The 25,771-nt window shown below is 72.1% G+C and carries 25 protein-coding genes; 10 read left to right on the top strand and 15 right to left on the bottom strand.

What is annotated here, in order from left to right; genetic code table 11:
- Positions 1–355 precede the first annotated feature (355 nt).
- Entirely contained in the window at positions 356–1,006 is a 651-nt protein-coding gene (locus tag ACIPM1_RS27570; protein ID WP_356186545.1) for a DNA-3-methyladenine glycosylase, read from the bottom strand.
- A gap of 139 nt (positions 1,007–1,145) precedes the next feature.
- On the opposite strand from ACIPM1_RS27570, the gene ACIPM1_RS27565 reads away from it, so the two are divergent.
- The 3 genes from ACIPM1_RS27565 to ACIPM1_RS27555 all read left to right on the top strand — a co-directional run bounded on the left by ACIPM1_RS27565 (position 1,146) and on the right by ACIPM1_RS27555 (position 3,201).
- Entirely contained in the window at positions 1,146–1,928 is a 783-nt protein-coding gene (locus ACIPM1_RS27565) for a sporulation protein (protein WP_356186548.1), read from the top strand.
- Between the two features lie 62 nt (positions 1,929–1,990).
- Complete coding sequence (locus tag ACIPM1_RS27560; protein ID WP_402439088.1) at positions 1,991–2,530, top strand: YbhB/YbcL family Raf kinase inhibitor-like protein; 540 nt, start codon at positions 1,991–1,993, stop codon at positions 2,528–2,530.
- A 164-nt stretch (positions 2,531–2,694) separates the two neighbouring features.
- The gene (locus ACIPM1_RS27555; protein ID WP_356186554.1) at positions 2,695–3,201 is read left to right on the top strand and encodes an HNH endonuclease; all 507 of its coding nucleotides are present in this window, start codon (positions 2,695–2,697) and stop codon (positions 3,199–3,201) included.
- Between the two features lie 60 nt (positions 3,202–3,261).
- Here the strand turns inward: ACIPM1_RS27555 and ACIPM1_RS27550 are convergent, their stop codons facing one another.
- The 3 genes from ACIPM1_RS27550 to ACIPM1_RS27540 form a co-directional block, all read right to left on the bottom strand.
- Complete coding sequence (locus tag ACIPM1_RS27550) at positions 3,262–4,221, bottom strand: SPFH domain-containing protein (RefSeq protein WP_356186557.1); 960 nt, start codon at positions 4,219–4,221, stop codon at positions 3,262–3,264.
- Positions 4,222–4,362: 141 nt separating this feature from the next.
- Positions 4,363–4,794 (bottom strand): NfeD family protein, encoded by a 432-nt coding sequence (locus ACIPM1_RS27545; protein ID WP_402439086.1) that lies wholly within the window; start codon positions 4,792–4,794, stop codon positions 4,363–4,365.
- A gap of 53 nt (positions 4,795–4,847) precedes the next feature.
- On the bottom strand, positions 4,848–5,645 hold the full coding sequence (locus ACIPM1_RS27540) for an ABC transporter ATP-binding protein (RefSeq protein WP_392196555.1): 798 nt from the start codon (positions 5,643–5,645) through the stop codon (positions 4,848–4,850).
- 155 nt (positions 5,646–5,800) lie between these two features.
- Between ACIPM1_RS27540 and ACIPM1_RS27535 the strand changes: the two genes are divergently transcribed.
- Positions 5,801–6,586 carry a hypothetical protein gene (locus ACIPM1_RS27535; RefSeq protein WP_402439084.1) on the top strand — a complete coding sequence of 262 codons (786 nt, stop codon included), beginning with the start codon at positions 5,801–5,803 and terminating at the stop codon, positions 6,584–6,586.
- Positions 6,587–6,862: 276 nt separating this feature from the next.
- On the opposite strand, the gene ACIPM1_RS27530 is transcribed toward ACIPM1_RS27535, so the two are convergent.
- The 3 genes from ACIPM1_RS27530 to ACIPM1_RS27520 form a co-directional block, all read right to left on the bottom strand.
- Positions 6,863–7,108, bottom strand: a complete 246-nt coding sequence (locus ACIPM1_RS27530; RefSeq protein ID WP_356186568.1) for a chaplin — start codon at positions 7,106–7,108, stop codon at positions 6,863–6,865.
- A 137-nt stretch (positions 7,109–7,245) separates the two neighbouring features.
- On the bottom strand, positions 7,246–7,887 hold the full coding sequence (locus ACIPM1_RS27525) for a response regulator (RefSeq protein WP_402439082.1): 642 nt from the start codon (positions 7,885–7,887) through the stop codon (positions 7,246–7,248).
- The gene (locus tag ACIPM1_RS27520) at positions 7,880–9,025 is read right to left on the bottom strand and encodes a GAF domain-containing sensor histidine kinase (RefSeq protein WP_402439080.1); all 1,146 of its coding nucleotides are present in this window, start codon (positions 9,023–9,025) and stop codon (positions 7,880–7,882) included. The genes ACIPM1_RS27525 and ACIPM1_RS27520 overlap by 8 nt, the downstream gene beginning before the upstream one ends.
- A gap of 657 nt (positions 9,026–9,682) precedes the next feature.
- Between ACIPM1_RS27520 and ACIPM1_RS27515 the strand changes: the two genes are divergently transcribed.
- Complete coding sequence (locus ACIPM1_RS27515) at positions 9,683–10,423, top strand: transglycosylase SLT domain-containing protein (RefSeq protein WP_402439078.1); 741 nt, start codon at positions 9,683–9,685, stop codon at positions 10,421–10,423.
- 156 nt (positions 10,424–10,579) lie between these two features.
- Here ACIPM1_RS27515 and ACIPM1_RS27510 read toward each other — a convergent pair whose 3' ends face one another.
- Positions 10,580–13,090, bottom strand: a complete 2,511-nt coding sequence (locus tag ACIPM1_RS27510) for an FHA domain-containing protein (RefSeq protein WP_402439076.1) — start codon at positions 13,088–13,090, stop codon at positions 10,580–10,582.
- A 253-nt stretch (positions 13,091–13,343) separates the two neighbouring features.
- On the opposite strand from ACIPM1_RS27510, the gene ACIPM1_RS27505 reads away from it, so the two are divergent.
- A complete protein-coding gene (locus ACIPM1_RS27505) occupies positions 13,344–15,368 on the top strand; it encodes a streptophobe family protein (protein ID WP_402439075.1) in 2,025 nt (674 codons plus the stop codon).
- A 236-nt stretch (positions 15,369–15,604) separates the two neighbouring features.
- On the top strand, positions 15,605–16,813 hold the full coding sequence (gene serB / locus ACIPM1_RS27500) for a phosphoserine phosphatase SerB (protein ID WP_402439073.1): 1,209 nt from the start codon (positions 15,605–15,607) through the stop codon (positions 16,811–16,813).
- Between the two features lie 98 nt (positions 16,814–16,911).
- Here serB and ACIPM1_RS27495 read toward each other — a convergent pair whose 3' ends face one another.
- The 4 genes from ACIPM1_RS27495 to ACIPM1_RS27480 form a co-directional block, all read right to left on the bottom strand.
- Positions 16,912–17,430, bottom strand: coding sequence for a SixA phosphatase family protein (locus ACIPM1_RS27495; RefSeq protein ID WP_402439071.1), 519 nt, complete (start codon positions 17,428–17,430; stop codon positions 16,912–16,914).
- 108 nt (positions 17,431–17,538) lie between these two features.
- Positions 17,539–17,745, bottom strand: coding sequence for a hypothetical protein (locus ACIPM1_RS27490; RefSeq protein ID WP_402439069.1), 207 nt, complete (start codon positions 17,743–17,745; stop codon positions 17,539–17,541).
- A gap of 215 nt (positions 17,746–17,960) precedes the next feature.
- Positions 17,961–18,077, bottom strand: coding sequence for an SGM_5486 family transporter-associated protein (locus tag ACIPM1_RS27485; RefSeq protein WP_356186594.1), 117 nt, complete (start codon positions 18,075–18,077; stop codon positions 17,961–17,963).
- A gap of 47 nt (positions 18,078–18,124) precedes the next feature.
- A complete protein-coding gene (locus ACIPM1_RS27480; RefSeq protein ID WP_402439067.1) occupies positions 18,125–19,459 on the bottom strand; it encodes a CynX/NimT family MFS transporter in 1,335 nt (444 codons plus the stop codon).
- Between the two features lie 70 nt (positions 19,460–19,529).
- On the opposite strand from ACIPM1_RS27480, the gene ACIPM1_RS27475 reads away from it, so the two are divergent.
- On the top strand, positions 19,530–20,222 hold the full coding sequence (locus tag ACIPM1_RS27475) for a FadR/GntR family transcriptional regulator (protein ID WP_402439065.1): 693 nt from the start codon (positions 19,530–19,532) through the stop codon (positions 20,220–20,222).
- On the opposite strand, the gene ACIPM1_RS27470 is transcribed toward ACIPM1_RS27475, so the two are convergent.
- From ACIPM1_RS27470 to fabG, 3 genes are all read right to left on the bottom strand, one after another.
- A complete protein-coding gene (locus ACIPM1_RS27470; protein WP_356186603.1) occupies positions 20,200–20,550 on the bottom strand; it encodes a hypothetical protein in 351 nt (116 codons plus the stop codon). The two genes, ACIPM1_RS27475 and ACIPM1_RS27470, sit on opposite strands and share 23 nt — an antisense overlap.
- Positions 20,551–20,908: 358 nt before the next feature.
- The gene (gene fabI / locus ACIPM1_RS27465; RefSeq protein ID WP_356186605.1) at positions 20,909–21,676 is read right to left on the bottom strand and encodes an enoyl-ACP reductase FabI; all 768 of its coding nucleotides are present in this window, start codon (positions 21,674–21,676) and stop codon (positions 20,909–20,911) included.
- A gap of 5 nt (positions 21,677–21,681) precedes the next feature.
- A complete protein-coding gene (gene fabG, locus ACIPM1_RS27460) occupies positions 21,682–22,401 on the bottom strand; it encodes a 3-oxoacyl-[acyl-carrier-protein] reductase (protein WP_356186607.1) in 720 nt (239 codons plus the stop codon).
- Between the two features lie 252 nt (positions 22,402–22,653).
- Between fabG and ACIPM1_RS27455 the strand changes: the two genes are divergently transcribed.
- Complete coding sequence (locus tag ACIPM1_RS27455) at positions 22,654–24,177, top strand: TldD/PmbA family protein (protein WP_402439062.1); 1,524 nt, start codon at positions 22,654–22,656, stop codon at positions 24,175–24,177.
- A 168-nt stretch (positions 24,178–24,345) separates the two neighbouring features.
- On the top strand, positions 24,346–25,740 hold the full coding sequence (locus ACIPM1_RS27450) for a metallopeptidase TldD-related protein (RefSeq protein WP_402439060.1): 1,395 nt from the start codon (positions 24,346–24,348) through the stop codon (positions 25,738–25,740).
- The last annotated feature ends 31 nt before the right edge of the window (positions 25,741–25,771 follow it).

Raw genomic sequence — 25,771 nt, 5'->3', positions numbered from 1 at the left:
TTTGTACTCACCCTCTCGGGCTTTCCTCCGGGCGCTTCCCTTCGGTCTTGCGTTTCCGACTCTATCAGATCTTTCCGACCCGATTTCCTCGGTGCCTTCCCGCCTCGGCGGGGTATTGGCAGGTGTCGTGGGCTTCCGGGCTTTCGCCCGTCTGCCTTTCGACATTCACTACGTTAGCCGATTCCCTCGGGGACTCATAATCGGGTCCCGCGCGTTCGAATTCGGGCATGCAGGCACGCCGAATTCGACCCCGCTGAGGGGTGGTCGTAGGTAGTGGGTTGGCCGCTCCGGCTGCAGGCGATCGCCGTACCCGGTTCAGCGGCTCGGGCTACATTACGCACCTTCCCAGCGCGAGTCAACTTCGTCGGCGGCGTGGCGCGTGGGCCCGGTACGGGCTCACCGTGGGGTCGTCGGCGACCCAGAAGCGCCAGGGGTGGATCTCCCCGTTGCCCCCGTCCCCGGAGACTCCGGTGCGCGGACCGCTGCGTATCCGCGTGGAGGGGACCGGGCTCCCCGTGGCGATGCGCAGCGGGGTGTCGCCGGCCGTGCAGGCGTCGGTGCCGTCGAGGGTTCGGTCCACGCCCAGGGCCGAGGCCAGCCGGGCCGGTCCCTTGGCCAGTTCCCTGTCGTTGCGGGCCGCGGGCCGGCGGGGGCGGGCCAGCTCGGCGCCCTCGACGATCTCGCCGGCCCGGAGCAGGACGGCGGCGGCCCGGCCCTCGGGGCCGCACACCAGGTTCATGCAGTGCCACATGCCATAGGTGAAGTAGACGTACACATGGCCGGGCGGACCGAACATCACCTCGTTGCGGGGCGTACGCCCGCGGTAGGCGTGCGAGCCGGGGTCGTTCGGGCCGTCGTAGGCCTCGACCTCGGTGAGCCGGAGCGCGATCGGACCGTCCGGGGTCGTGCGGACGAGGACACGGCCGAGGAGGTCGGGGGCGACCTCCAGGACCGGGCGGTCGAAGAAGTCTCTGCGCAGGGGCGTACGGTCCGAGGGCGCGATCATGGCTTCCGAGCGTAGTCCAGACGGGTGCGGGTGAAGGGGTGGCCGGGGAACGCCCCCCTTGCCAGGGTGTGGGCGGCGGAACCGGGCGCGGCCGGATCGCGTTTACAGGGATCAGGGATCCACACGTAAAGGGAGAGTCATGGCGTTCAAGAAGCTGCTCGCGAGCCTCGGGGCCGGTGGGGCTTCCGTGGAGACGGTGCTCAACGAGGTCAACGTCGTTCCGGGCGGTGTCGTCCAGGGCGAGGTGCGGATCCAGGGCGGGTCCGTCGACCAGCAGATCGAGGGGTTGTCGGTCGGGCTTCAGGCCAAGGTCGAGGTGGAGAGCGGCGACCAGGAGTACAAGCAGGACATCGAGTTCACCAAGGTGCGGCTCGGCGGCGCCTTCGAGCTGCGGGCGGGCGCGGTGCACGCGGTGCCGTTCGGGCTGGAGATCCCCTGGGAGACGCCGGTCACGATGATCGACGGGCAGGCGCTGCGGGGCATGCACATCGGCGTGACCACCGAGCTGGAGATCGCGCGTGCGGTGGACTCGGGCGACCTGGACCCCATCAACGTGCATCCGCTGCCGGCGCAGAAGGCGATCCTGGACGCGTTCATCGGCTTGGGCTTCCGGTTCAAGAACGCGGACATGGAGCGCGGCCACATCCGCGGTACGCGGCAGCGGCTCCCCTTCTACCAGGAGATCGAGTTCTACCCGCCGTCGCAGTACCGCGGTCTGAACCAGGTCGAGTTGAGCTTCGTGGCCGACGAGCACGCGATGGACGTCGTGCTGGAGATGGACAAGAAGCCGGGCCTGTTCAGCGAGGGCAGCGACACCTTCCGGTCGTTCCAGGTGGGCCTGCACGACTACCAGGGGACCGACTGGGCGGCGTATGTGCACCAGTGGATCGCCGAGGTCGGCAGCAGGCGCAACTGGTTCTAGGCTCTGGAGCTGATGATTCCGCTGTTCCGGAATCACTCAGACACCGATCAGGAGGTACCGAGGTGACCGAGCTCAAGAGGCGGCCGCTCCCCCACGACTTCCATCCGCCCGTGCCGTCCTTCACGGTCACGAGCGACGACGTCCACGAGGGGGCGACGCTCAAGGACGCTCAGGTCCACGCGGCGGGTAACACCTCGCCGCACCTGCGCTGGGAGGGTTTCCCGCCGGAGACCAAGAGCTTCGCCGTGACCTGCTACGACCCGGATGCCCCGACGGGCAGCGGGTTCTGGCACTGGGTCGTGTTCGACATTCCGGCGTCGGTGACGGAGCTGCCGGCCGGTGCGGGCGGCGGCAAGTTCGAGGGGCTGCCCGAGGGCGCCGTGCACGCGCGCAACGACTACGGGACGAAGGCCTTCGGCGGCGCCGCGCCGCCGCCCGGTGACGGGCCGCACCGCTATGTGTTCACGGTGTACGCCGTGGACCAGGAGAAGCTCGGTCCGGACGCGGACGCCTCCCCGGCGGTGGTGGGCTTCAACCTGCGGTTCCACACGCTGGCGCGCGCCCAGCTCATCGGCGAGTACGAGATTCCGGCCGCCGGCTGACGCACTCGCCGGCAGAACGACGTTCATGGAACGTTTGCCCGCCTCTGGTCTTGGAAGTGATCGGAGGCGGGCATTTTTTATTGCGTTGTCCATCTCGGCGCGCCCGTCCAGAGTTGATCCGAGCCCGCCGGGGGGTGGGCAGGTGCACACGGGAGGTGGGCTGGATGCGGGACACGCTGGTGCTGAACGCGAGCTTCGAGCCGCTGTCGACGGTGACGTTGAACCGAGCCGTCGTTCTGGTGCTGCAGGCCAAGGCCGTCGTCGAGCAGGCCCACCCCGAACTGCGCATGCGGGGTGCCGCCGTGGACATCCCCGCGCCCCGGGTGATCAGGCTCTGCCGGTACGTAAGGGTGCCGTTCCGAAGACAAGCCCCGTGGTCGAGGCGGGGTGTGCTGGTGCGTGACCGGCACCGGTGCGCGTACTGCGGGAGGCGGGCGACGACCGTGGACCACGTGGTGCCGCGGTCGCACGGTGGGCAGGACACCTGGCTGAACACGGTGGCCTCGTGCGCGGAGGACAACCACCGCAAGGCGGACCGCACTCCGGAGGAGGCGGGGATGCCGTTGCTGCGGCAGCCGTTCGAGCCGACGCCGGCGGACGCGATGCTGCTGGCGCTGGGGCAGGACGACTTCGACTCGCTGCCGGTGTGGCTGGCCCAGCCGGCCGCGTGAACCGTACGGCGTGGGGCCCGCCTTCGGGAGGAAGGCGGGCCCCGTGTCGTGTGCGGGTGCTCAGTCGATGGACGGCCGCTCGCGGCGCTCGCCGCCCGCTCCCCCGGTGCCGGAGGAGCCGCTGCCGCCCCCCGAATTGCCGGACAGGGGGCCGAAGTTGCCCATGGCGCCGGACAGGCCCTTGAGGGCGTCGCCGATCTCGCTGGGCACGATCCAGAGCTTGTTGGCGTCGCCCTCGGCGATCTTCGGGAGCATCTGGAGGTACTGGTAGCTGAGCAGCTTCTGGTCGGGGTCGCCGGCATGGATCGCCTCGAAGACCGTACGGACGGCCTGGGCCTCGCCCTCGGCGCGCAGGGCGGCGGCCTTGGCCTCACCCTCGGCGCGCAGGATCTGGGACTGCTTCTCACCCTCGGCGCGCAGGATCTCCGACTGGCGGACACCCTCGGCCTGGAGGATCGCGGCGCGCTTGTCCCGGTCGGCGCGCATCTGCTTCTCCATCGAGTCCTGGATGGAGGTCGGGGGCTCGATGGCCTTGAGCTCGACGCGGTTGACGCGGATGCCCCACTTGCCGGTGGCCTCGTCGAGGACGCCGCGCAGGGCCGCGTTGATCTCCTCGCGGGAGGTGAGGGTGCGTTCCAGGTCCATGCCGCCGATGATGTTGCGGAGGGTGGTGACGGTGAGCTGCTCGATGGCCTGGATGTAGCTGGCGACCTCGTAGGTCGCGGCCCGGGCGTCGGTCACCTGGTAGTAGATGACCGTGTCGATGTTGACGACCAGGTTGTCCTGGGTGATCACCGGCTGCGGCGGGAACGGTACGACCTGTTCGCGCAGGTCGATGCGGTTGCGGATGGTGTCGATGAACGGCACGACGATGTTGAGGCCGGCGTTCAGCGTGCGTGTGTAGCGGCCGAAGCGCTCCACGATGGCGGCGCTGGCCTGCGGGATGACCTGGATGGTCTTGATCAGGGCGATGAAGACCAACACCACCAGAATGATCAGAACGATGATGACCGGTTCCATCGTCGTGCCCGTCCCCTTCTCCGCCTCGGCGCTTTCGGAAGATCTTATGGCTGTTGAAGATCTTGCTGGTCGAGTCTGACAGACCGTCGCGTGCCGCGTGGGGTGTTCGGTTCAGTTGTGCTGTGCCCGCGTTGCGCGAGGTCACATGACGATGGCGGTGGCCCCCTCGATGTCCACGACGTCCACTTCCTCGCCCGCCTCGTAGGCGCGGCCGGTGTCGAGGGCGCGGGCCGACCAGACCTCTCCGGCGAGCTTGATGCGTCCTCCGGAGGCGTCGACGCGCTCCAGTACGACGGCCTGCCTGCCCTTCAGCGCGTCGACTCCCGTGGCCAGTTGCGGGCGTTGCCTGCTGTGCCGGGCCGCGATGGGGCGGACGACGGCGATGAGGGCGACCGAGACGACGACGAAGACCAGCACCTGGACGACGAGGCCGAAACCGAGGCCCGAGACGACGGCGGCGGCGACCGCGCCCACCGCGAACATGCCGAACTCCGGCATCGCGGTGACGACGAGCGGGATTCCGAGCGCTGCCGCGCCGACCAGCCACCACACCCATGCGTCGATGTCGTTCACATGGTCATGGTAGGGCGCGGGCCGTGCCCCGGACAGGGCGCGAGGGGCCCGGGTCAGGACAGCGGAAGGCCCTGGGCGGTCCAGCGGTCGCCGACCTGCTCGACCACGAGCGGGAGGCCGAAGCAGCGGGAGAGGTTGCGGGAGGTGAGCTCCAACTCCAGCGGTCCGGCGGCGAGGACCTTGCCCTGGCGGATCATCAGGACGTGGGTGAAGCCGGGGGCGATCTCCTCGACGTGGTGGGTGACCATGATCATCGAGGGGGCGATGGGGTCGCGCGCGAGCCGGCCGAGGCGGCGCACGAGGTCCTCGCGGCCGCCGAGGTCGAGGCCGGCGGCGGGCTCGTCGAGGAGCAGCAGCTCGGGGTCGGTCATCAGGGCGCGGGCGATGAGGGTGCGCTTGCGCTCGCCCTCGGAGAGGGTGCCGAACTTGCGGTCGAGGTACTCGGTCATGCCGAGTCGGTCGAGGAAGGCGCGGGCGCGCTGCTCGTCGATCTCCTCGTAGTCCTCGTGCCAGCCGGCGGTCATGCCGTACGCGGCGGTCAGCACGGTCTGCAGCACGGTCTGGCTCTTGGGGAGCTTCTCCGCGAGGGCGATGCCGGCGACGCCGATGCGGGGGCGCAGCTCGAAGACGTCGGTGCCGGGCCTGCCGAGGGTCTCGCCGAGGATGGTGGCGGTGCCCTTGCTGGGGTAGAGGTAGCTGGAGGCGACGTTCAGGAGGGTGGTCTTGCCGGCGCCGTTCGGGCCGAGGATGACCCAGCGCTCGCCCTCCTTGACCGACCAGGAGACCTGGTCCACCAGAGCCCGGCCCTCCCGGACCACGGATACGTCCTGAAGCTCCAGAACATCGCTCATGAGCGCGTTGTCTCCCCTTGCAGTGTGCCGGTCTCGGCTGGTCGCGTACGCCTGTGGCTCGGTCCGCCGCGCCGGTGGGTGGGCGCAGCCCTCGGGGAAATCTACGCCACTGGCCGCCCGGGCCGTTCCATCGGTCCGGTCCTTAGGGTGGGGGCATGCACTCGGAACCGCGTTCTGGACGCCTCGCCGCTTGGGGAAACGCCCTTCTTGCCGGACTTGTCTCGCCGGACGACGCCGTGCTGGCCATCGTGGGCGAGGACGCCGTCCACCGGGTGGAGGGGCTGCCGGGCGAGGAGGCGCCCGTCGGGCTCACGCTCGCGCTGGGGCGGCTGCGGACGCTGGGGGTGAGCGGGCTGCGGGTGGCGCTGCCCGCGCCGGGGCATCCGCTGGGGCTGAGCGGACCGCCGGACTTCAACGCGCGGGCGCTGGAGGCGGAGGAGGCGGTCATCTGCCAGGGGGCCGCGTTCGGGCTGGTCCCGGAGGCCTACGAGGCCGGGCCGGCCGGGGACGTGCACGCGGAGGTCGTCTGGCACGTGCTGCCGGTGCGGGAGGCTCCGCCGGCGGACGTGCCGTCGCTGGGTGAGGCCGAGCGGGAGCTGGCGGAGGCGCTGCGGGAGGCGACCGAGGTGCTGGCGCGGCTGGACGTGGCCGGGTCCGGTCCGGTGGCGGAGGCGGCGATCGACGCGTACCGGGCGCGGGCGGCGCGGGGGCGGGAAGTGCTGGCGCCGGGGTATCCGCCGCGGGCGGTGCGGGTGCTGGAGCTGGCGCGGCGGGTGGGGCTGCTGATCTCGCTGGCCGCCGAGAACGGCCACGGGGGTGCGGTGAGCGCGTCCGAGATGGGGGCGCGGGCGGAGGCGCTGCGGCCGGTGGAGCGGACTGCGCGGCGGGCGCAGGTGGCGGCGTACAACTCCGTCGTGGAGGGGAGGGAGGCTGGGCGGTAGGGGTCGCCTTTGCGGGCGTGGGTGCCTGGTGGGGGTGGGTGGTGTGTGCCTCTCCGGGGGCTGCCGCCCCCGGGCCCCCGCTTCGGCCTGGACGGCCTCGTCCTGAAAGGCCGGACGGGCTGAATACGGCGGACTCCGCCTGGGAAGCGCGCCAGGGCCACACCGACCGCCTCGTCCTCAAGCGCCGGACGGGCTGAAATGCTGCGGACGGGCCGAATACGGCGGACGGCCTCCCGGGTGGGGCCGGGAGGCCGGGGCGTCGGTGCGAGGGGGAGGTCAGTGGTTGAGGCCCAGGTTGCCGAAGGCCGGGTTCAGGGCGCCGATGACGTTGACGGTGTTGCCGACGGCGTTGACCGGGATGTGGACCGGGGCCTGGATCACATTGCCCGAGACGACGCCCGGGGAGCCCGCGGCCTTGCCGCACGCCCACGCGCCGTCGGTGGCGGAGGCCATGCCGGAGGCCGCGGCCACCAGCCCGCCGGCCACCATCGTCACGGCCGCTGCCTTCTTCAGGTTCTTCACTTCTTACCCCTCCTGGTGACTGCCGCGGCGATCACCGCGGCACGCACGGAGAACGGGCGGAGATCCGCGGAGGGTGCGCCATTCGGGTGACATTCCCACGACGGTATGAATCTCAGCCCGGAGGGGAACCTTCCGGGTCAGCCGGTCACCCCGTGGCGTACGGCCCACAGGGCGGCCTGGGTGCGGTCCGCCAGGTCGAGCTTCATCAGGATGTTCGACACGTGCGTCTTGACGGTCTTCTCGGAGAGCACCAGGGCGCGGGCGATCTCGCGGTTGGAGCGGCCGTCCGCTATCAGACCGAGCACCTCCCGCTCCCGGTCCGTGAGTGAACCTCCCCTGCCCTGGCCGGAGTTGTTCTCGTCCTGGGACAACAGCGCGCCCGCGACCTCGGGTTGCAGCAGGATGTGCCCCGCGTGCACCGACCGGATGGCGGCCGCGAGCGCGTCGGGGTCCACGTCCTTGTACACGTAGCCGGCGGCGCCCGCGCGCAGGGCCGGGACCACCGTGCGCTGCTCGGTGAAGCTGGTGACGATCAGCACCCGCGCGGGGTTGTCCAGTTCGCGCAGCCGGCGCAGTGCGTCCACGCCGTCCATGACGGGCATCTTGACGTCCATGAGGACCACGTCCGGCCTCAGCTCCTCGGCCAGGGCGACGCCCGCGGCGCCGTCGGCCGCCTCGCCCACGACCGCGATGTCGTCCTGCACCTCCAGGAAGGTGCGCAGTCCGCGGCGGACCACCTGGTGGTCGTCGACGAGCAGCACGCTGATCGCGTCAGCCACCGGGAACCTCCATCTCGATCAGGGTGCCCTTGCCGGGCGCGGATTCCACGGTCAGGGTGCCGCCGACCCCGCTCGCCCGGTCCCGCATGGAGACCAGGCCGAGGTGGCGTCCGGCGCTGCGCACCACGTGCGGGTCGAAGCCGCCGCCGTCGTCGGTGACCCGCAGCACCGCGCCGCAGCCGCGACGGTCCAGGGTGACGTCCACGCGGTCCGCTCCGGAGTGGCGCAGCGCGTTGTGCAGGGCCTCCTGTGCGACCCGGAGCATGGCCTCCTCCTGGGCGGCGGGCAGGGCGCGGAAGGCGCGGGCGGCGAAGGTCACGCGCGCGGTGTGGGCGCGGTCGAGGACCTGGATCTGGGTGCGGAGGGTGGCGACCAGCCCGTCCTCGTCGAGGGCCGCGGGGCGCAACTCCACGACGGCCGCCCGCAGTTCGTCGACGGCCTCGGCGGCGAGCGCGGCCACCTGCTGGAGTTCGCCCTTGGCGCGCGCCGGGTCGCGGTCGACGAGGGCGGCGGCGGCCTGGGCGGTCAGGCGCAGGGAGAACAGTTTCTGGCTGACGGCGTCGTGCAGTTCGTGCGCGAGGCGGGAGCGCTCCTCGGCGATGGTCAGCTCGCGGCTGCGTTCGTAGAGGCGGGCGTTGGTGAGCGCGATGGCCGCGTGCTGGGCGAGGATCGACAGCAGTTCCTCGTCCTCCTCGGTGAAGCCGCAGCCGCCCTCCGGCTTCGGGCAGCTCTTGTTGGCGAGGAACAGCGCGCCGATGACCTCGTCGCCGTCGCGGATGGGCAGGCCGAGGAAGTCGGACATCTCCGGGTGGGCGGCCGGCCAGCCCTCGAAGCGCGGGTCCTTGCGCACGTCGGCGAGGCGCTCGGCCCGGTCCTGGTGCAGCATCGCGGCGAGAATGCCGTGCTGGCGCGGGAGCGGGCCGATGGCCCGCCACTGCTCGTCGCTGACGCCGTCGACCACGAACTGGGCGAAGCCGCCGTGGTCGTCCGGGACGCCGAGGGCCGCGTACTGGGCGTCGAGGAGCTCACGGGCCGAGGCGACGATCGTCTTCAGTACGTCGCGTACTTCCAGGTGCCTGCTCATGGCCAGCAGCGCGGAGCTCACCGCGGCGAGGCCGGACCGGGGGCCGTGACTCATGCCCTCACGGTACCGGCGGCCCGCGGCACGCGGATCGGGCCCGGGGCGGCCCCGGCCCGGGGCGCTGGACCTAAGACCTGGGCCGCAGGCCGCGGTCCGGCCCGTCCCCGGGGCGCTGGACCTAAGACCTGGGCCGCAGGCCGCGGTCCGGGCCGTATCCCCCCAGTGTTTCCGACCGTGTGATCCGGGCAGTCGTGTCAGGGACGGATCTTGTCGTGGCACGGGAGCGCGGAGTGCCGGGGCGGGATACCTGGGGGGCGACGGGCCGCCGAGGGGCGCATCGGCAGAGGCCCCGCCCCGCCGCCGCGAAAGGCGGCCGATTCGCTCACGCAGTGCGTTGCACCGGCAACTGCCGGTGAGAGCGGAGCCGGTCCGATGTGAGGACGCACATAGGGTGCACATCACGTACGAACGGGCATAGGAGACGCACCACCCCCTGATGAACGGGACAGACACCCCTGTCTGTCCCGTTTTGTCCGTCCGCGCTCCACTATCGCACTTCGTACGTCACACCTTTGCCTGGTGTTTTTGCCGCCGCTAAGAATGGCTCACGTCGCTCAGCGCCGTGGGTTCGGGGCCCACGTTCGTGCGGGCCGGGCCACGCCCCCCGCAGTCCGGAGAGCGACCTCCGCGCTACCCCACGAGGTCCATTTCGCCATGCTCGACAAGCTCAACATTCGCCGCCGCAGTCGTTCGCTGAACCAGGCCCACAAGGTCGCCCTGGCCGGCGCCGCCACCCTCGGTGCCGCCGCTCTGGCCTTCTCCGCCGCGCCCAGCCAGGCCGACACGACGACGTCCGAGGCGGCAGCCCCGGCTCCGGTGAAGTTCAGCTCCGAGCCGATCAAGGACGTCAAGGCGAGCGTCACCGACCAGCTCGCGGACGACAGCCTGAAGGTCCAGGCGATCGCGGCCAGGAAGCAGGCCGCCGCCCAGGCCGCCGCGAAGCAGAAGGCCGAGGCGGCCGCGAAGAAGGCCGCCGCCGAGCGCAAGGCCGAGGCCGCACGCAAGGCCAAGGCGGCCGCCGCCCGGTCCGCGCAGCGCCCCAAGATGGCCCCGGTCTCCGCCGGCAAGACCTACGGCAACAACCTCGACGGCTGGATCCGGCAGGCGCTGGACATCATGGACCGGCACAACATCCCGGGCTCCTACAGCGGTCTGCACCGCAACATCATGCGTGAGTCCTCCGGCAACCCGAACGCCATCAACGGCTGGGACATCAACGCCGTCAACGGCATCCCCTCGAAGGGCCTGCTGCAGGTCATCCCGCCCACCTTCGAGGCGTACCGCATCGCCGGCACGTCGGCGAACATCTACGACCCGGTCGCCAACATCGTCGCCGCCGCCAACTACGCGGCCGACAAGTACGGCTCGATCGACAACGTGAACAGCGCGTACTGAGGTCGGCGCGGACCTCTGGCGACTCGCTGAACACGCCGGAAGGGCGGCACCCCGTCGGGGGTGCCGCCCTTCGCGTCGTACGGGCCCGTGGCACGGGCCGTTCTGCGGGACGTCGTACGGGCACCCTTCGCCGTCGTCCGGGCGCCGCACGCGCGGCTACTTGCGCATGACCTCCGGCTCGTGGCGGCGCAGGAAGCGCGCCACCAGGAAGCCGCACACGACGCCGAGCACGATCAGCGCGAACATGTCGAGGCTCCAGGCCGAGGCCTGGTGGTCCCACAGCGGGTCCGTGTGGGTCGGGTCGTCCGCGTTCGGGGCGATGTTGTTGAAGTCCAGCGTGGTGCCCGCGGCGGCCACCGCCCAGCGCGACGGCATCAGGTACGAGAACTGGTTGACGCCGACGGTGCCGTTCAGGGTGAAGAGGCAGCCGGTGAAGACGACCTGGATGATCGCGAACATGACCAGGAGCGGCATGGTCTTCTCGGCGGTCTTCACCAGCGAGGAGATGACGAGGCCGACCATCATGGAGGTGAAGCCGAGCGCCATGATCGGCAGGCACAGCTCGAACAGCGTCGCGTTGCCCAGGATCAGGCCCTTGTCCGGGATCTCCCGGCTGGAGAAGCCGATCACGCCGACCATCAGGCCCTGCAGCACGGTGACGGCGCCGAGGACGACCACCTTGGACATCAGGTACGCCGAGCGGGACAGGCCGGTCGCGCGCTCCCGTTCGTAGATGACCCGTTCCTTGATCAGCTCACGCACGGAGTTCGCGGCGCCCGCGAAGCACGCGCCGACCGCGAGGATCAGCAGGACGGTGGTCGCCGTGCCGTTCGGGATGGGCACGCCGGTGCGCGGGTTGACCGGGTTGACCAGCAGTCCCTTGTCGGAGTCGATCAGCAGGCTGACCGCGCCGAGCACCGCCGGCAGGATCACCGTCAGCGCCAGGAAGCCCTTGTCGGAGGCGATGACCGCCACGTACCGCCGGATCAGCGTCAGCAGCTGCGAGCCCCAGCCCTGCGGCTTGGGCGGCTTCATCGCCTGCGGCGGAGGCATGTGTACGGACTGCGGGGCGACCGCGTCGATGTCCGCGGCGTACATCTGGTAGTGCTGCGAGCCCTTCCAGCGGCCCGCCCAGTCGTAGTCGCGGTAGTTCTCGAAGGCGGAGAAGACGTCGGCCCAGCTGTCGTAGCCGAAGAAGTTCAGCGCCTCCTCCGGCGGGCCGAAGTAGGCGACGGAGCCGCCCGGCGCCATCACCAGGAGCTTGTCGCAGATCGCCAGCTCGGCCACGGAGTGGGTGACGACCAGGACCGTGCGGCCGTCGTCGGCGAGGCCGCGCAGCAGCTGCATGACGTCGCGGTCCATGCCCGGGTCGAGGCCGGAGGTCGGCTCGTCCAGGAAGATCAGCGACGGCTTGGTGAGCAGCTCGAGGGCCACGGACACCCGCTTGCGCTGGCCGCCGGAGAGGGAGGTGACCTTCTTGTCCTTGTGGATGTCGAGCTTCAGCTCGCGCAGCACCTCGTCGATGCGGGCCTCGCGCTCGGCGGCCGTGGTGTCGGCCGGGAAGCGCAGCTTGGCCGCGTACGTGAGGGCCTTCTTGACGCTCAGCTCCTTGTGCAGGATGTCGTCCTGCGGGACCAGGCCGATGCGCTGACGCAGCTCGGCGAACTGCTTGTACAGGTTGCGGTTGTCGTACAGGACGTCGCCCTGGTTGGCCGGGCGGTACCCGGTCAGCGCCTTGAGCAGCGTCGACTTGCCGGAACCGGACGGTCCGATGACCGCGATCAGCGACTTCTCCGGAACGCCGAAGGAGACGTCCTTGAGGATCTGCTTGCCGCCGTCGACCGTGACCGTGAGGTGGCGGGCCGAGAAGGAGACCTCACCGGTGTCGACGAACTCCTCGAGCCGGTCGCCGACGATCCGGAACGTCGAGTGGCCGACGCCGACGATGTCGGCCGGGCCGAGCTGCACCGAGCCGCCCTTGGGGATCGGCTGGCCGTTGACGTACGTGCCGTTGTGGGAGCCGAGGTCGCGGATCTCCATGCGGCCGTCGGGCGTGGCGTGGAACTCGGCGTGGTTGCGGGAGACCTGGAGGTCGGAGACGACCAGGTCGTTCTCCAGGGCGCGGCCGATGCGCATCACGCGGCCGAGCGAGAACTGGTGGAACGTGGTCGGGCTGCGGTCGCCGTAGACCGGCGGCGCCCCCGCGCCACCGGCCGGGCCCTGCTGCTGCGGGATCGACGGCGCGTTCGGCGCCTGCTGCTGCCAACCGGCCTGCGGCGCCTGCTGCTCCGGCGTCTGCCCCGCCCAGCCGGCCCCCGCGCCCTGGGCGGCGTACGGCTGCTGCGGCTGCGCCTGCGGCGTGGCCACCGGGGCCGCGGCACCGGAGAGGTTCAGCCGCGGGCCGTCGGTCGCGTTGCCGAGGTACACCGCCGTGCCGGGGCCGATCTCCAACTGGTGGACCCGCTGGCCGCGCACGAACGTGCCGTTGGTGCTGCCGTGGTCCTCGATGACCCAACTGCGGCCGTTGAAGCTGACCGTGGCGTGGCGCCAGGAGACCCTGGCGTCGTCGAAGGCGATGTCTCCCTGCGGATCGCGTCCGAGGGTGTATGGCCTGGACGGGTCGAGCGTCCAGGTACGTCCGTTTGATTCCAGTACGAGTTCCGGCACTCCATGCCCCACTGAGTTGTCCCCCGAATAATCCCCAACACAGGGAGTCTAGGGATGTCGAACATCGTGGGGAACTATTCCAGGCTCCGCCCTCTGACCGAAAGTCGGGCCTCCTGATCGGGCCTCGCAAAGAGGCGCGGCCGCGCTCGGACCGTTTCCGTTGACGGGGTTGAAACCGGGCCGGAGAGTGGTATTCCCCCGCGAGGGGGACATGCGCGACGGCCGCGTCGCGCCGCGGATCGGGGGGTCTGCCATGGGTGTCGGCACGAAGACCGGAACGACGAGGCGGCGCGCCCTGGGCGTGTGGGCGGACGTGCTGGTGTCCGCGATCGCCGCTGTGAGCTGGGCGTTGGTGGGAATGGCGGCGACGGCCGCGCTCGGCCTGCACCTGCTCGGGGCGGACTCGGCGGGGTCCCTCGGGCCGATGACCGCGGCGGTGGTGGCCCTGGGGGCGGGTGGTTCGGTGACGCCGTCCGGCGATGTGTCCGCGTTCGGCCTGGAAGGCGCGCAGGCGCACACCGCCATCGAGATCACGCCACTGGGCGTGAGCCTGGTCGGCGCCCTCCTCCTGTCCTGGTTCTTCCTACGGTCCCTGCGCGGCGCGGGAGTTGTGATCGCACCCACCGAACTCGCCGCCCGCGCGGGCGCGGTGGTGGCGCTCTTCCTGGCGACCCTGGGCGGCCTGGCCCGGGCGGGGCACGACGTCGTCACGATCGACGGGGGCGCGCTCGGGCTGGACCGGCTGCCGGGCGGCGGATCGGGGAAGGCGAGCATCCCGGGCCTGGGCGGCCTGGGGGACATCGGCGGTCTGCTGCCCGACCACATCGGCAGGCTCATCGACGCCAGGGCGGCGGTCGGTTTCCGCGTCGACACGGCGCCCACGCTGCTCGGGGGGCTCGCCTGGTCGTCCGGGACCCTGCTGATCGCGCTGCTCGCCTCGCGCCGCGCTCCCCTGCCGCCCGGTTGGGACACCGTGCACCGGGTGGTGCGGCCCGCCGTGTCCGCGCTCGTCACCGTGCTGCTGGTGGCGGTGGCGGCGGGGCTCGCGGCGGCGGGGTACGCGGCGCTCGGCGACGACCGTCCCGGACGGATCGCCGGGGCCGCCCTGCTCGGCGCGCCCAACGGGGTGGGGATCGGCATCCCGCTCGGCCTGTTCGTCCCGTGGGACGGCAGGGCGACCGGCGAACTGGCCGAGCTGCTGCCCGATCCCCTGGACCGGCTGCTGACCGTGCACGCCGATCGGCCGGTCACGCTGGGGCGTCTGGCCGAACTGGACGGCCGCGTCTGGCTGCTGGGCCTCGCGGCGGCGCTGACGATGCTGCTGGCGGGGGTGCTGACGGCGGTGCGGACGCCGTGGGGCGGCCCCCAGACGGCGGGGACGGCGGGTGGTGGCGTCCCGGCGGCGGGGCGGGCGCGGGGTGGCGTTCCGCACGACGTCCCGAGTGCCGCCTCCGACACCGCGCCGTACGGCGCCTCAAAAGGCGTACGGCGTTCCGTGGCGCTCGGTTTCGCGGGGTGGTGCGCGCTGCGGCTGGGCGTCGTGAGCGCGCTGGCGTTCCCGCTGCTCGTACGGCTGACGGGTGTGTCCGTGGGGGCCTCGCTGTCGGTGCTGGGTTTCGACGCCTTCGGCGCCGGGATCGAACTGCACGGCCACCTGGGCACGGCGTTCGTGCTGGGTGCCGTCTGGGGTGCCGGGGCGGGGGCGGCCGGGGCGCTGCTGGCCCACGCGACCGGCTCCGCGGGACGCCGGGCGGCACCGGGCGCGCAACGGCCTTCGCCGGCAACGCCTTTGGCACCGGGTGACATGCGCGGGCGGGCTCCAGCGGGTGCGGATGCGACGGAGGCGGCGCGGCTTCCGGCCGTACCGGGGTGGGCTCCTGGGGAACCGGGACCGAGCGGGGCCGAACCGGCGCCGGGCCGGGGCGAACCGGGACGGGGCCGGGGCGCACGGGGGCGGCCACCGGCGGAAGGGAGCCCGCACGCGGAAGCTGCGGGGCCGGCCGGACCGTACACGCCCGGCACGCCGTTCCGGCCGCCGAACCCGGCCACCAATCCGTACCTGCGGGTGCCCGACGAGTCGCGCGAGCCGGAGGACGCCCGGCCGCCCGGCGACGACGTGTCCGGCGCCCCCACGATGATCGGGCCGGTCCCGCCGCCCCCGCGCCCGCCGCGGCGCCCCCCGCCGCGCCGTCCCCGGGACTGGCCTCCGCCTCCGCCGGACGACGGTCCGCCTCCTCCCCCACCGGCGCCCCCGCGGCCTCCCGGGAGGAAACCCTGAGCCGGGACGGACGAACCGGGCCGGCCGGGGACGGCTGGGCAACCGGCCGGGGACGGGGGCAACCGGCCGGGGACGGCGTGGTGCCCGGGGGCGGCCCGGCGCCCCGCGCCGGCGCGTGCTCCCGGACGTGGCCGTGCCGTCAGGTGCCCGCCACCTTGCGGACGCGCAGAGTTCCGTGTCCGTCAGGCGGACCTGAGGGGCAGAAGGCACGGCGTGCCGGATACGGTGGAAACACCATGAGCGCTTCGCAGACCTCCGACGACCTCACCCTTCTCGTCAAGATCTTCGGGAAGGACAGGCCGGGCATCACGGCCGGACTCTTCGACACCCTCGCGGCCTACTCCGTCGACGTGGTCGACATCGAGCAGGTCGTCACCCGTGGCCGGATCGTGCTCTGCGCGCTCGTGACCCAGCCGTCGGCCGGTCTGGAGGGCGATCTGCGCTCCACCGTGCACAGCTGGGCCGAGTCGATGAAGCTGCAGGCGGAGATCATCTCCGGCCGGGGCGACAACCGGCCGCGCGGTCTCGGGCGCTCCCTGGTCACCGTCCTCGGTCACCCCCTCACCGCGGAGGCGACCGCCCAGATCGCCGCGCGGATCACCAGGACCGGCGGCAACATCGACCGTATCTTCCGGCTGGCCAAGTACCCGGTGACGGCGGTCGAGTTCGCGGTGTCCGGGGTGGAGACGGAGCCGCTGCGCACCGCTCTGGTGACCGACGCGGCGGCGCTCGGCGTCGACGTCGCGGTCGTCTCGGCGGGGCTGCACCGGCGGGCGCAGCGCCTGGTCGTCATGGACGTGGACTCCACGCTCATCCAGGACGAGGTGATCGAGCTCTTCGCCGCGCACGCCGGCTGCGAGGACCAGGTCGCCGAGGTGACGGCGGCCGCGATGCGCGGGGAGCTCGACTTCGAGCAGTCGCTGCACGCGCGGGTGGCGCTGCTGAAGGGGCTGGACGTCTCGGTGGTGGACAAGGTGCGCAGCGAGGTGCGGCTGACGCCGGGTGCCCGCACCCTGATCCGTACGCTCAAGCGGCTGGGCTACCAGGTCGGTGTGGTCTCGGGCGGCTTCACCCAGGTCACGGACGATCTCAAGGAGCGGCTGGGGCTGGACTTCGCCCAGGCCAACACGCTGGAGATCGCCGACGGGAAGCTGACGGGCCGGGTCACCGGCGAGATCGTGGACCGGGCGGGCAAGGCGCGGCTGCTGCGCCGGTTCGCCGCCGAGGCGGGCGTGCCGCTGGCGCAGACGGTGGCGATCGGCGACGGCGCCAACGACCTGGACATGCTGAACGCGGCCGGTCTCGGGGTCGCCTTCAACGCCAAGCCGGTGGTGCGGGAGGCGGCGCACACCGCGGTGAACGTGCCGTTCCTCGACACGGTCCTGTACCTGCTGGGCGTGACCCGCGAAGAGGTCGAGACGGCGGACGCGCACGAGGAGGCCTGAGCGGCGGACGGCCCGGGCCAGGCCCGGTGATCGCACGCAGGCCCGGCACCTGAAGCGGTACCGGGCCTGCGTGCCTGCGCCGAGACTGGTCCTTCCGGCTACTCCGAGGGCGCCCAGTAGGCGTCGAGCGATGCCGTGGCCGGTTCGAGGCTCTTCCAGGAGCCGTCGAAGGAGAGTACGGCGAAGGCGGCGGCCGGGAAGCCGCGGCGGCGCATCCACTCGCGGGCCTCGGGCTCGGCGGAGTCGGACAGGACCTCGGCCAGTCCCTGGACGCCGGGGTTGTGGCCGATCAGGATCACGGTCTGCACGTCGTCCGGGGTCTCGTTGAGCACGGAGATCAGCTCACCGGGCGAGGCCTCGTAGATCCGCTCCTCGTAGACCGTTTTCGGCCGGTGCGGCAGTTCGTGGACGGCGAGCTTCCAGGTCTCGCGGGTGCGGACCGAGGTGGAGCACAGGGCCAGATCGAAGGGAAGACCACTGTCGGCCAGCTTGCGCCCGGCGACTGCGGCGTCCATGCGGCCCCGCTCAGCGAGCGGCCGCTCGTGGTCGGACACCTGTGGCCAGTCGGCTTTCGCATGCCGGAAGAGGACAATCCTGCGGGGTTCTGCGACGCTCATGTGACCCAGCTTCGCATGAAACAGGCCATGGGGCGCAGGGAGTTGACATGCGGATTCTCGGGTTTCACCCGGTACCGGCGGGGCCCGGGCGGGCGGCCCGGCGCCGTATCAGCGGGCGATCAGTTCCTGGGCGCGGTGGAGCAGCCGGGTGATCGCGGGGTCGCCGGTGGCCGCATGGGCGTTCGACGGGTTCAGCATCAGGGCGAGCAGGACCACGAAGGCGAGGGCGGGCAGGGCCAGGGCCCACCAGGGCAGGCGGGTGCCGGCGCCGCCGGTGGTCGCCGGGCGGGGCCGGGTGTGCGTGTGCGCCGGCATGGGTGCCTCCGCGGGTCGCCGAGTGGTCCGTGATCGGTGTCCGTGATCCGCCTCGCGCGGCCACTCCTCAGAACCTACGGACGACGCGCTCCTCGGCCCATCCGGTGATCCACCCACTCGACCCTGAACCTCACCCCCTAGGGGATGGTGGGGCCACCCCCACCCGCGCGGCGGGCCGGGCCCGCCACGTCCCACGGCGGCGGGAGGGGACGCGGTCAGGGGGACGCGAGGGTCGCGATGACGGCGATGACGAAGAAGATGGCGAAGAACGCGCCGAAGACGAGCAGCATCTTCTTCTGGCCGTTCGGGGGGTTCGGGTCGAGCACTGGCATGGGGCCAGTCTCGCACCCCGCGCCGGGGACGCCGCCGCGGGGGCGGGTCAGCGCGCGGCCTCGTCCTCCACCGTGCGGTCGCGCCCCGCCAGGTAGCCGACCGCCATCTGGGGCACCATCAGCGCGCTCATCAGGGCGATCGGCAGTCCCCAGCCACCGCTGCCCTGGTAGAGCACGCCGACCAGCAGGGGGCCCGGGATGGAGATCAGATAGCCGGTGCTCTGGGCGAAGGCCGACAGCTGGGCCACGCCCGCGCCGGTCCGGGCCCGCATCCCGACCATGGTGAGCGCCAGCGGGAAGGCGCAGTTCGACACGCCGATCAGGACGGCCCAGGCCCAGGCGCCCGCGGCCGGTGCGAGGTACAGACCCGCGTAGCCGGCGAGACCGCAGGCGCCGAGCACGAGGACGATGGGGCCCTGGTGGGGCAGCCGGGACGCCACCCGGGGGATGACGAAGGCGAGCGGCACGCCCATCACCATCGTCACGGCGAGCAGCACTCCGGCCTGGCCGGCGGACACGCCCGCGTCGCGGAAGATCTGCGCCATCCAGCCCATGGCGATGTAGGCGGCGGTGGCCTGGAGGCCGAAGAAGACCGCCAGCGCCCAGGCGGTGCGGCTGCGCGTGACCCGCAGGGTGGTCGGACGTTCCTGCGCCCCGTCGGGCGCGCTGCCGCCGACGGGTTCGTGGGCGGCGGGGGCGGGCGCCGTCCCCCGGTCGCGGAGCAGCGGCAGCCACGGCAGCACGGCGAGCGCCGCGAGCGCCGCCCACGCGGCGAGGCCCGGTTGCCAGTTCCCGCCGAGCGCCCCGGTCAGGGGCACCGTCAGCGCGGCCGCGGAGGAGGTGCCGAAGGCGAGGGCCATCGAGTACAGGCCGGTCATGGAGCCGACGCGGTCGGGGAACCAGCGCTTGACGATGACCGGCATCAGGACGTTGCCGACCGCGATGCCCATGAGCGCGAGGGCGCTGGCGGCCAGGAAGGCGGGGGTGCTGCCCGCGTACGGGCGTATGAGGAGACCGGCGCTGATCGCGGCCATGCCGGCGCAGACCACGGCGGCGGGTCCGACACGGCGGGCCAGCCGGGGCGCCATGCCCCCGAAGACGGCGAAGCAGAGCGGGGGCACCGAGGTGAGCAGTCCGGCCACGCCGCCGCTCATGCCGAGCCCGTCGCGGATCTCCTCCAGGAGCGCGCCGGCGCTGGTGATGGCGGGGCGCAGGTTCAGGGCGGACAGCATGATGCCGGCGACGACCAGGCGCGTCGTCCACGCGCTCGGGGAGGCCGGGGACGCTCCCCCGCCCTTCCGCTGGGCGGTGGTGGCGGCCGGGGGCCGTTCGGTCGTCGGCGTCGTGGTCCGGTTCTCCTCGCTGGGCATGAGGTCCATCATAGAATCATGGGATGATTGGCTGTCCATGGCCGGGGGCCCGTCTCCCCGGCCGTACGTGCGAAGGTGTGCCATGCCCCTGAGCCATCCACGCCGGTCGGCGCTGTCCGAGCAGGTCATCGCGGCGCTGCGGAACCAGATCACTTCGGGCGAGTGGCCGGTCGGATCCCGTATCCCGACCGAGCCCGAGCTGGTGGAGCAGCTCGGGGTCGCGCGCAACACCGTCCGCGAGGCCGTCCGGGCGCTCGCCCACAACGGCCTGCTGGACATCCGGCAGGGCTCCGGCACCTACGTCGTGGCGACCAGTGAACTGGCGGGCGTGATGCACCGCCGCTTCGCCGACGCCGATCCCCGGCACATCGCCGAGCTGCGCTCCACGCTGGAGTCCGCGGCGGCGAGGCTGGCCGCCGGGCGCCGCACCGAAAAGGACCTCAAGCAGCTCGACGCGCTGCTGCTGCGGCGCGATGAGGCCTGGGAGTCCGGTGAGGCGGAGGCGTTCGTGACGGCGGACGCGACCTTCCACCTGGCGGTGGTGGCGGCCTCCCGCAACGACGTGATGACCGCGATGTACGCCGACCTCGGCGAGGTGCTGCGGGACTGGCTGCGCGCGGACGTCGGCGAGGAGCTCACCCCGCAGACGTACATGGACCACACGCGGCTGCTCGACGCGATCCGCGCGGGGGACGCCGAGGCGGCGGCCGAGGAGGCCGCGAGCTACCCGCTCCTGTGCCGCCCGGGCCGGTTCAGCCCGCCCGCCCGTGGCTGACCCACGCCGAGCGGACCTCCTCCCAGCAGCGCCCGGTCAGCCGTACGGTCTGCGCGGGGCCGGTGTCCACCGGCGAGCCGTCGCTGTCGAGGTCCCACCAGCGGGCGCACTCGATGTGCAGGCTGACGCGGTCGGTCTCCGGGTACGGGTTGTGGCAGTAGGCGGTCACCCGGGAGCCGGTGACGGCGGTCCGGCAGGTCGCGCCGAACGGCTCGGACGCCGCCGGTCGCTCCGCGCGCCCGCGCGCCTGAGGCAGCGCCTCGAACGGCAGGGACAGCACGAGGGACACGGCGACGGTCATTGAGGCCACGCTGCGGGACAGGCGCACAAGGGAACCTCCTCGGCCGAGCTGGGGAGGACGCGCGGGGGCGGGCCGCGCCCCACCAGCGTGCCCGGCCGCCCGCTCCGCCCGCCCCTCCAGGTGGGCCGAACGGGTGACACCGAGCGGACCGCGCCCGCGCCGGGCAGGGGCCCCGGCGGCCCCCGCCGTCACCCTCGCGGCCGTGGCCGCGGCCCTGGCGGGGAGACGTGGAGAGCGCCCCCGGGAACGCCGAAGGCCCGCCCCTCGAAGGGTGCGGGCCTCATGGCCGCCGGGCCGGCCTCAGGGGCGACTGCCGGGCGGCGCCGGCGTGCGGCGCCCGGACACCGAGGGTGTGCGGCGGTCGGGCGCCGGTGGCGTACGGCGGTCAGGCGCCGATGGCGTGCAGACCGCCGTCGACGTGGATGATCTCGCCGGTGGTCTTCGGGAACCAGTCGCTCAGCAGGGCGACGACACCCTTGCCGGCCGGCTCCGGGTCCTTCAGGTCCCACTCCAGCGGCGCGCGGGTGTCCCACACCGAGGCCAGCTCGCCGAAGCCCGGGATGGACTTGGCGGCCATGGAGCCGATCGGGCCGGCGGAGATGAGGTTGCAGCGGATGTTCTGCTTGCCGAGGTCGCGCGCCATGTAACGGCTGGTGGCCTCCAGGGCGGCCTTGGCCGGCCCCATCCAGTCGTACTGCGGCCAGGCGTACTGGGCGTCGAAGGTGAGGCCGACGACCGAGCCGCCGTTCTGCATCAGCGGCAGGCAGGCCATGGTCAGCGACTTCAGGGAGAACGCCGAGACGTGCATGGCGGTGGAGACCGACTCGAACGGCGTGTTGAGGAAGTTGCCGCCGAGTGCGTCCTGCGGGGCGAAGCCGATGGAGTGCACGACACCGTCGAGACCGCCCAGCTCCTCGCCGACGACGTCGGCCAGGCGCCCGAGGTGCTCGTCGTTGGTGACGTCGAGCTCGATGACCTTGGTGGGCTTCGGCAGCTTCTTGGCGATGCGCTCGGTCAGGGTGGGCCGCGGGAACGCGGTGAGGATGATCTCGGCGCCCTGCTCCTGAGCCAGCTTGGCGGTGTGGAAGGCGATGGAGGACTCCATCAGCACACCGGTGATCAGGACGCGCTTGCCCTCGAGAATTCCGCTCATGGTGATCAGTGACCCATTCCCAGTCCGCCGTCAACGGGGATGACGGCTCCAGTGATGTACGAGGCGTCGTCCGAGGCGAGGAACCGCACCGTCGCGGCGATCTCCTCCGGCTGCGCGTACCGGCCGAGCGGCACCTGCGACATGATCGCCTCGCGCTGCTCGTCGTCCAGCGCGCGGGTCATGTCGGTGTCGACGAAGCCGGGCGCGACGACGTTGAAGGTGATGTTGCGCGAGCCCAGCTCACGGGCGAGGGAACGCGCGAAGCCGACGAGGGCGGCCTTGGAGGCGGCGTAGTTCGCCTGCCCCGCCGAGCCGAGCAGTCCGACGACCGAGGAGATCAGGACGACACGGCCCTTCTTGGCCCGCAGCATGCCGCGGTTGGCGCGCTTGACGACGCGGAAGGTGCCGGTGAGGTTGGTGTCGATGACCGAGGTGAAGTCCTCCTCGGACATGCGCATCAGCAGCTGGTCCTTGGTGACCCCGGCGTTGGCGATGAGGATCTCGACCGGGCCGTGCTGGGCCTCGATCTCCTTGTAGGCCTGCTCCACCTGCTCGGGGTCGGTGATGTCGCACCGCACGGCGAGGCAGCCCAGCTCCGTGAGGGCGGCCGGCGGCTCCCCCGAGCGGTACGTGATGGCGACGTTGTCGCCGGCGTCGGCGAACGCGCGGGCGATGGCGAGGCCGATGCCCCGGTTGCCTCCGGTGACGAGAACCGAGCGGCTCAACGGATCACCCTTTCGATAGCGGTCTGAAGCGTTCCGGCAGCCCGCCCGAACACGTGGATGACAGGCGGCTTCACCGAAAAACCTATCGGTCGCGCCGCGTGCGCGGACAATCGGGCACCGACAGTGGCGCGGGGGACTCACTGTCGAGTCCCTACAGAAAACAGTGGCCTCGGCCCGAAAGGTGTGGTCGGCCGGTCACCCGGCGCGCCATGATCGGAGAACCACAGGTCACGACGACAGGGAGAGACCTCGGTGCCTCATTCCATCGACGAAGCGTTCACGGCGCTTCCGCTACGCCCCCTGGCCGACGCCGCCCTCGCGCGGGCGCGTTCCCTCGGTGCCGAGCACGCGGACTTCCGGTTCGAGCGGGTGCGCAGCGCGTCCTGGCGGTTTAGGGACGCGCGGCCCTCCGGGTCGTCGGACACCACCGACCTGGGATACGCGGTGCGGGTCGTGCACGGCGGGACCTGGGGGTTCGCCTCCGGCGTGGACCTGACGCCGGACGCCGCCGCCAAGGTCGCCTCGCAGGCCGTGGCGATGGCGAAGCTGTCCGCTCAGGTGATCAGGGCGGCCGGGTCGGACGAGCACGTGGAGCTGGCCGGGGAGCCGGTGCACGCCGACAGGACGTGGGTCTCGTCGTACGAGATCGACCCGTTCTCCGTGCCCGACGAGGAGAAGTCGGCGCTGCTGGCCGACTGGAGCGCGCGCCTGCTGGCGGCCGACGGCGTCGACCACGTCGATGCCTCGCTGCTCACCGTGCACGAGAACAAGTTCTACGCCGACACCGCGGGCACCGTGACCACGCAGCAGCGGGTGCGGCTGCATCCGCAGCTGACGGCGGTGTCGGTGGACGAGTCCAGCGGGGAGTTCGACTCCATGCGGACGCTGGCGCCGCCGGCGGGGCGCGGCTGGGAGTACCTGACCGGTACCGGCTGGGACTGGGACGCCGAGCTGGCCGGGATCCCGGAGCTGCTGGCCGAGAAGATGCGGGCGCCGAGCGTCGCCCCCGGCCTGTACGACCTGGTGGTCGATCCCTCCAACCTGTGGCTGACGATCCACGAGTCCATCGGGCACGCCACGGAGCTGGACCGCGCCCTCGGCTACGAGGCCGCCTACGCCGGCACCTCCTTCGCCACCTTCGACCAGCTCGGCAAGCTGCGGTACGGCTCGGAGTTGATGAACGTCACCGGCGACCGCACCGCCGAGCACGGCCTGGCGACCGTCGGCTACGACGACGAGGGCGTGGAGGCGCAGTCCTGGGACCTGGTGAAGGACGGCACGCTGGTCGGCTACCAGCTCGACCGCAGGATCGCGCGGCTGACCGGGTTCGAGCGGTCCAACGGGTGCGCCTTCGCCGACTCCCCCGGGCATGTGCCCGTCCAGCGCATGGCCAACGTCTCGCTCCGGCCGGATCCGGCAGGGATGTCGACCGAGGACCTCATCGGCGGCGTCGACCGGGGCATCTACGTCGTCGGGGACCGCTCCTGGTCCATCGACATGCAGCGCTACAACTTCCAGTTCACGGGTCAGAGGGCGTACATGATCCGGAACGGCCGCCTCACGGGGCAGGTCCGGGACTTCGCGTATCAGGGGGTCACTCCCCAGTTCTGGGGCTCCATGGACGCCGTCGGAGGCCCTCAGACCTACGTGCTGGGAGGGGCTTTCAACTGCGGAAAGGCCCAGCCGGGGCAGGTCGCTTCGGTGTCTCACGGCTGCCCGTCCGCCCTCTTCAGGGGCGTCAACATTCTGAACACGACGCAGGAGGCCGGTCGATGAACGCCCGCATCGAAAGCGGCCGGGGGTCCGGGGGTCGTCCCCCGGGAAAGCACAGTCTGAACACGACGCAGGAGGCCGGTCGATGAACGCCCGCATCGAAAGCGGCCGGGGGTCCGGGGGTCGTCCCCCGGGAAAGCACAGTCTCAACACGACGCAGGAGGCCGGTCGATGAGCCCGCGCACGAACAAGCCGCACGAGATCGTCGAGCGCGCCCTGGAGCTGTCCCGGGCCGACGGCTGCGTCGTGATCGCCGACGAGCACTCCACGGCCAACCTGCGCTGGGCGGGCAACGCGCTGACCACCAACGGCGTCACCCGCGGGCGCACGCTGACCGTCGTCGCGACCGTCGACGGCAGGGAGGGCACCGCCTCGGGCGTGGTGTCGCGGTCCGCCGTGACCGCGGAGGAGCTGGAGCCGCTGGTGCGGGCCGCCGAGGCCGCCGCGCGCGGCGCCGGGCCCGCGGAGGACGCGCAGCCCCTGGTGCGGGACGTACCGGAGTCCCCCGACTTCACGGACGCGCCCGCGGAGACCTCGTCGGCGGTGTTCGCCGACTTCGCGCCGGCGCTCGGCGAGTCCTTCGCCCGCGCGCGGGCCGGCGGCCGCGAACTGTACGGCTTCGCCAACCACGAGCTGGTGTCGACCTATCTCGGTACGTCGACCGGGCTGCGCCTGCGGCACGACCAGCCCAACGGCACGCTGGAGCTGAACGCCAAGTCGCCGGACCGCACCCGCTCGGCGTGGGCGGGCCGGTCCACGCGGGACTTCAAGGACGTCGACCCGGCGGCGATGGACGCGGAGCTGGCCGTACGGCTGGGCTGGGCGGAGCGGCGGACGGCGCTGCCCGCGGGCCGGTACGAGACGCTGCTGCCGCCGACCGCGGTCGCGGACCTGATGATCTACCAGTACTGGTCCTCCTCCGGCCGGGACGCGGCCGAGGGGCGGACGGTGTTCTCCCGGCCGGGCGGTGGCACGCGTCTGGGCGAGCGGCTCGGCGAGCTGCCGCTGACCCTGCGCAGCGACCCGAACGAGCCCGGGCTGGAGTGCGCGCCGTTCGTGGTGGCGCACTCCTCCGGAGGGGACCAGTCGGTGTTCGACAACGGGCTTCCCGTGCACGCCACCGACTGGGTCGGCGGCGGCGAGCTGAAGCGTCTGACGACCACCCGGCACAGCGCGGGCCTGACCGGACTGCCCGTGGCGCCGGCGGCCGGGAACCTGATCCTGGACGGCGGCGGCGAGCGCTCCCTGGAGGAGATGGTGGCCGGCACCGAGCGGGGGCTGCTGCTGACCTGCCTGTGGTACATCCGCGAGGTGGACCCGGCGACGCTGCTGCTGACGGGGCTGACCCGGGACGGGGTGTACCTGGTCGAGAACGGCGAGGTGACCGGGGAGGTCAACAACTTCCGGTTCAACGAGTCGCCGGTGGACCTGCTGGGCCGGGCGACCGAGGCCGGGCGGACGGAGAAGACGCTGCCGCGGGAGTGGAGCGACTACTTCACCCGGGCCGCGATGCCCGCGCTGCGCGTCCCGGATTTCAATATGAGCTCTGTCAGCCAGGGCGTATAACCTCGTAGGCGGCTGTCACCCGACTGCCCGA

Origin of the sequence: Streptomyces sp. NPDC086766, from assembly GCF_044746005.1 — a bacterium.
Classification (GTDB): Bacteria; Actinomycetota; Actinomycetes; order Streptomycetales; family Streptomycetaceae; genus Streptomyces.
This window is presented reverse-complemented; position numbering and strand designations above follow the sequence as displayed.

Bases quoted from the DNA above. Each gene is read 5' to 3' on its own strand.
- serB (WP_402439073.1), top strand. From the start codon at position 15,605: ATGAGCGCTTCGCAGACCTCCGACGACCTCACCCTTCTCGTCAAGATC.
- ACIPM1_RS27535 (WP_402439084.1), top strand. From the start codon at position 5,801: ATGCACTCGGAACCGCGTTCTGGACGCCTCGCCGCTTGGGGAAACGCC.
- ACIPM1_RS27450 (WP_402439060.1), top strand. From the start codon at position 24,346: ATGAGCCCGCGCACGAACAAGCCGCACGAGATCGTCGAGCGCGCCCTG.
- ACIPM1_RS27485 (WP_356186594.1), bottom strand. From the start codon at position 18,077: ATGCCAGTGCTCGACCCGAACCCCCCGAACGGCCAGAAGAAGATGCTG.
- ACIPM1_RS27515 (WP_402439078.1), top strand. From the start codon at position 9,683: ATGCTCGACAAGCTCAACATTCGCCGCCGCAGTCGTTCGCTGAACCAG.
- ACIPM1_RS27555 (WP_356186554.1), top strand. From the start codon at position 2,695: ATGCGGGACACGCTGGTGCTGAACGCGAGCTTCGAGCCGCTGTCGACG.
- ACIPM1_RS27520 (WP_402439080.1), bottom strand. From the start codon at position 9,025: ATGAGTCACGGCCCCCGGTCCGGCCTCGCCGCGGTGAGCTCCGCGCTG.
- ACIPM1_RS27540 (WP_392196555.1), bottom strand. From the start codon at position 5,645: ATGAGCGATGTTCTGGAGCTTCAGGACGTATCCGTGGTCCGGGAGGGC.
- ACIPM1_RS27495 (WP_402439071.1), bottom strand. From the start codon at position 17,430: ATGAGCGTCGCAGAACCCCGCAGGATTGTCCTCTTCCGGCATGCGAAA.
- ACIPM1_RS27570 (WP_356186545.1), bottom strand. From the start codon at position 1,006: ATGATCGCGCCCTCGGACCGTACGCCCCTGCGCAGAGACTTCTTCGAC.
- fabI (WP_356186605.1), bottom strand. From the start codon at position 21,676: ATGAGCGGAATTCTCGAGGGCAAGCGCGTCCTGATCACCGGTGTGCTG.
- ACIPM1_RS27565 (WP_356186548.1), top strand. From the start codon at position 1,146: ATGGCGTTCAAGAAGCTGCTCGCGAGCCTCGGGGCCGGTGGGGCTTCC.
- ACIPM1_RS27475 (WP_402439065.1), top strand. From the start codon at position 19,530: ATGCCCCTGAGCCATCCACGCCGGTCGGCGCTGTCCGAGCAGGTCATC.
- ACIPM1_RS27550 (WP_356186557.1), bottom strand. From the start codon at position 4,221: ATGGAACCGGTCATCATCGTTCTGATCATTCTGGTGGTGTTGGTCTTC.
- ACIPM1_RS27505 (WP_402439075.1), top strand. From the start codon at position 13,344: ATGGGTGTCGGCACGAAGACCGGAACGACGAGGCGGCGCGCCCTGGGC.
- ACIPM1_RS27490 (WP_402439069.1), bottom strand. From the start codon at position 17,745: ATGCCGGCGCACACGCACACCCGGCCCCGCCCGGCGACCACCGGCGGC.
- ACIPM1_RS27480 (WP_402439067.1), bottom strand. From the start codon at position 19,459: ATGATGGACCTCATGCCCAGCGAGGAGAACCGGACCACGACGCCGACG.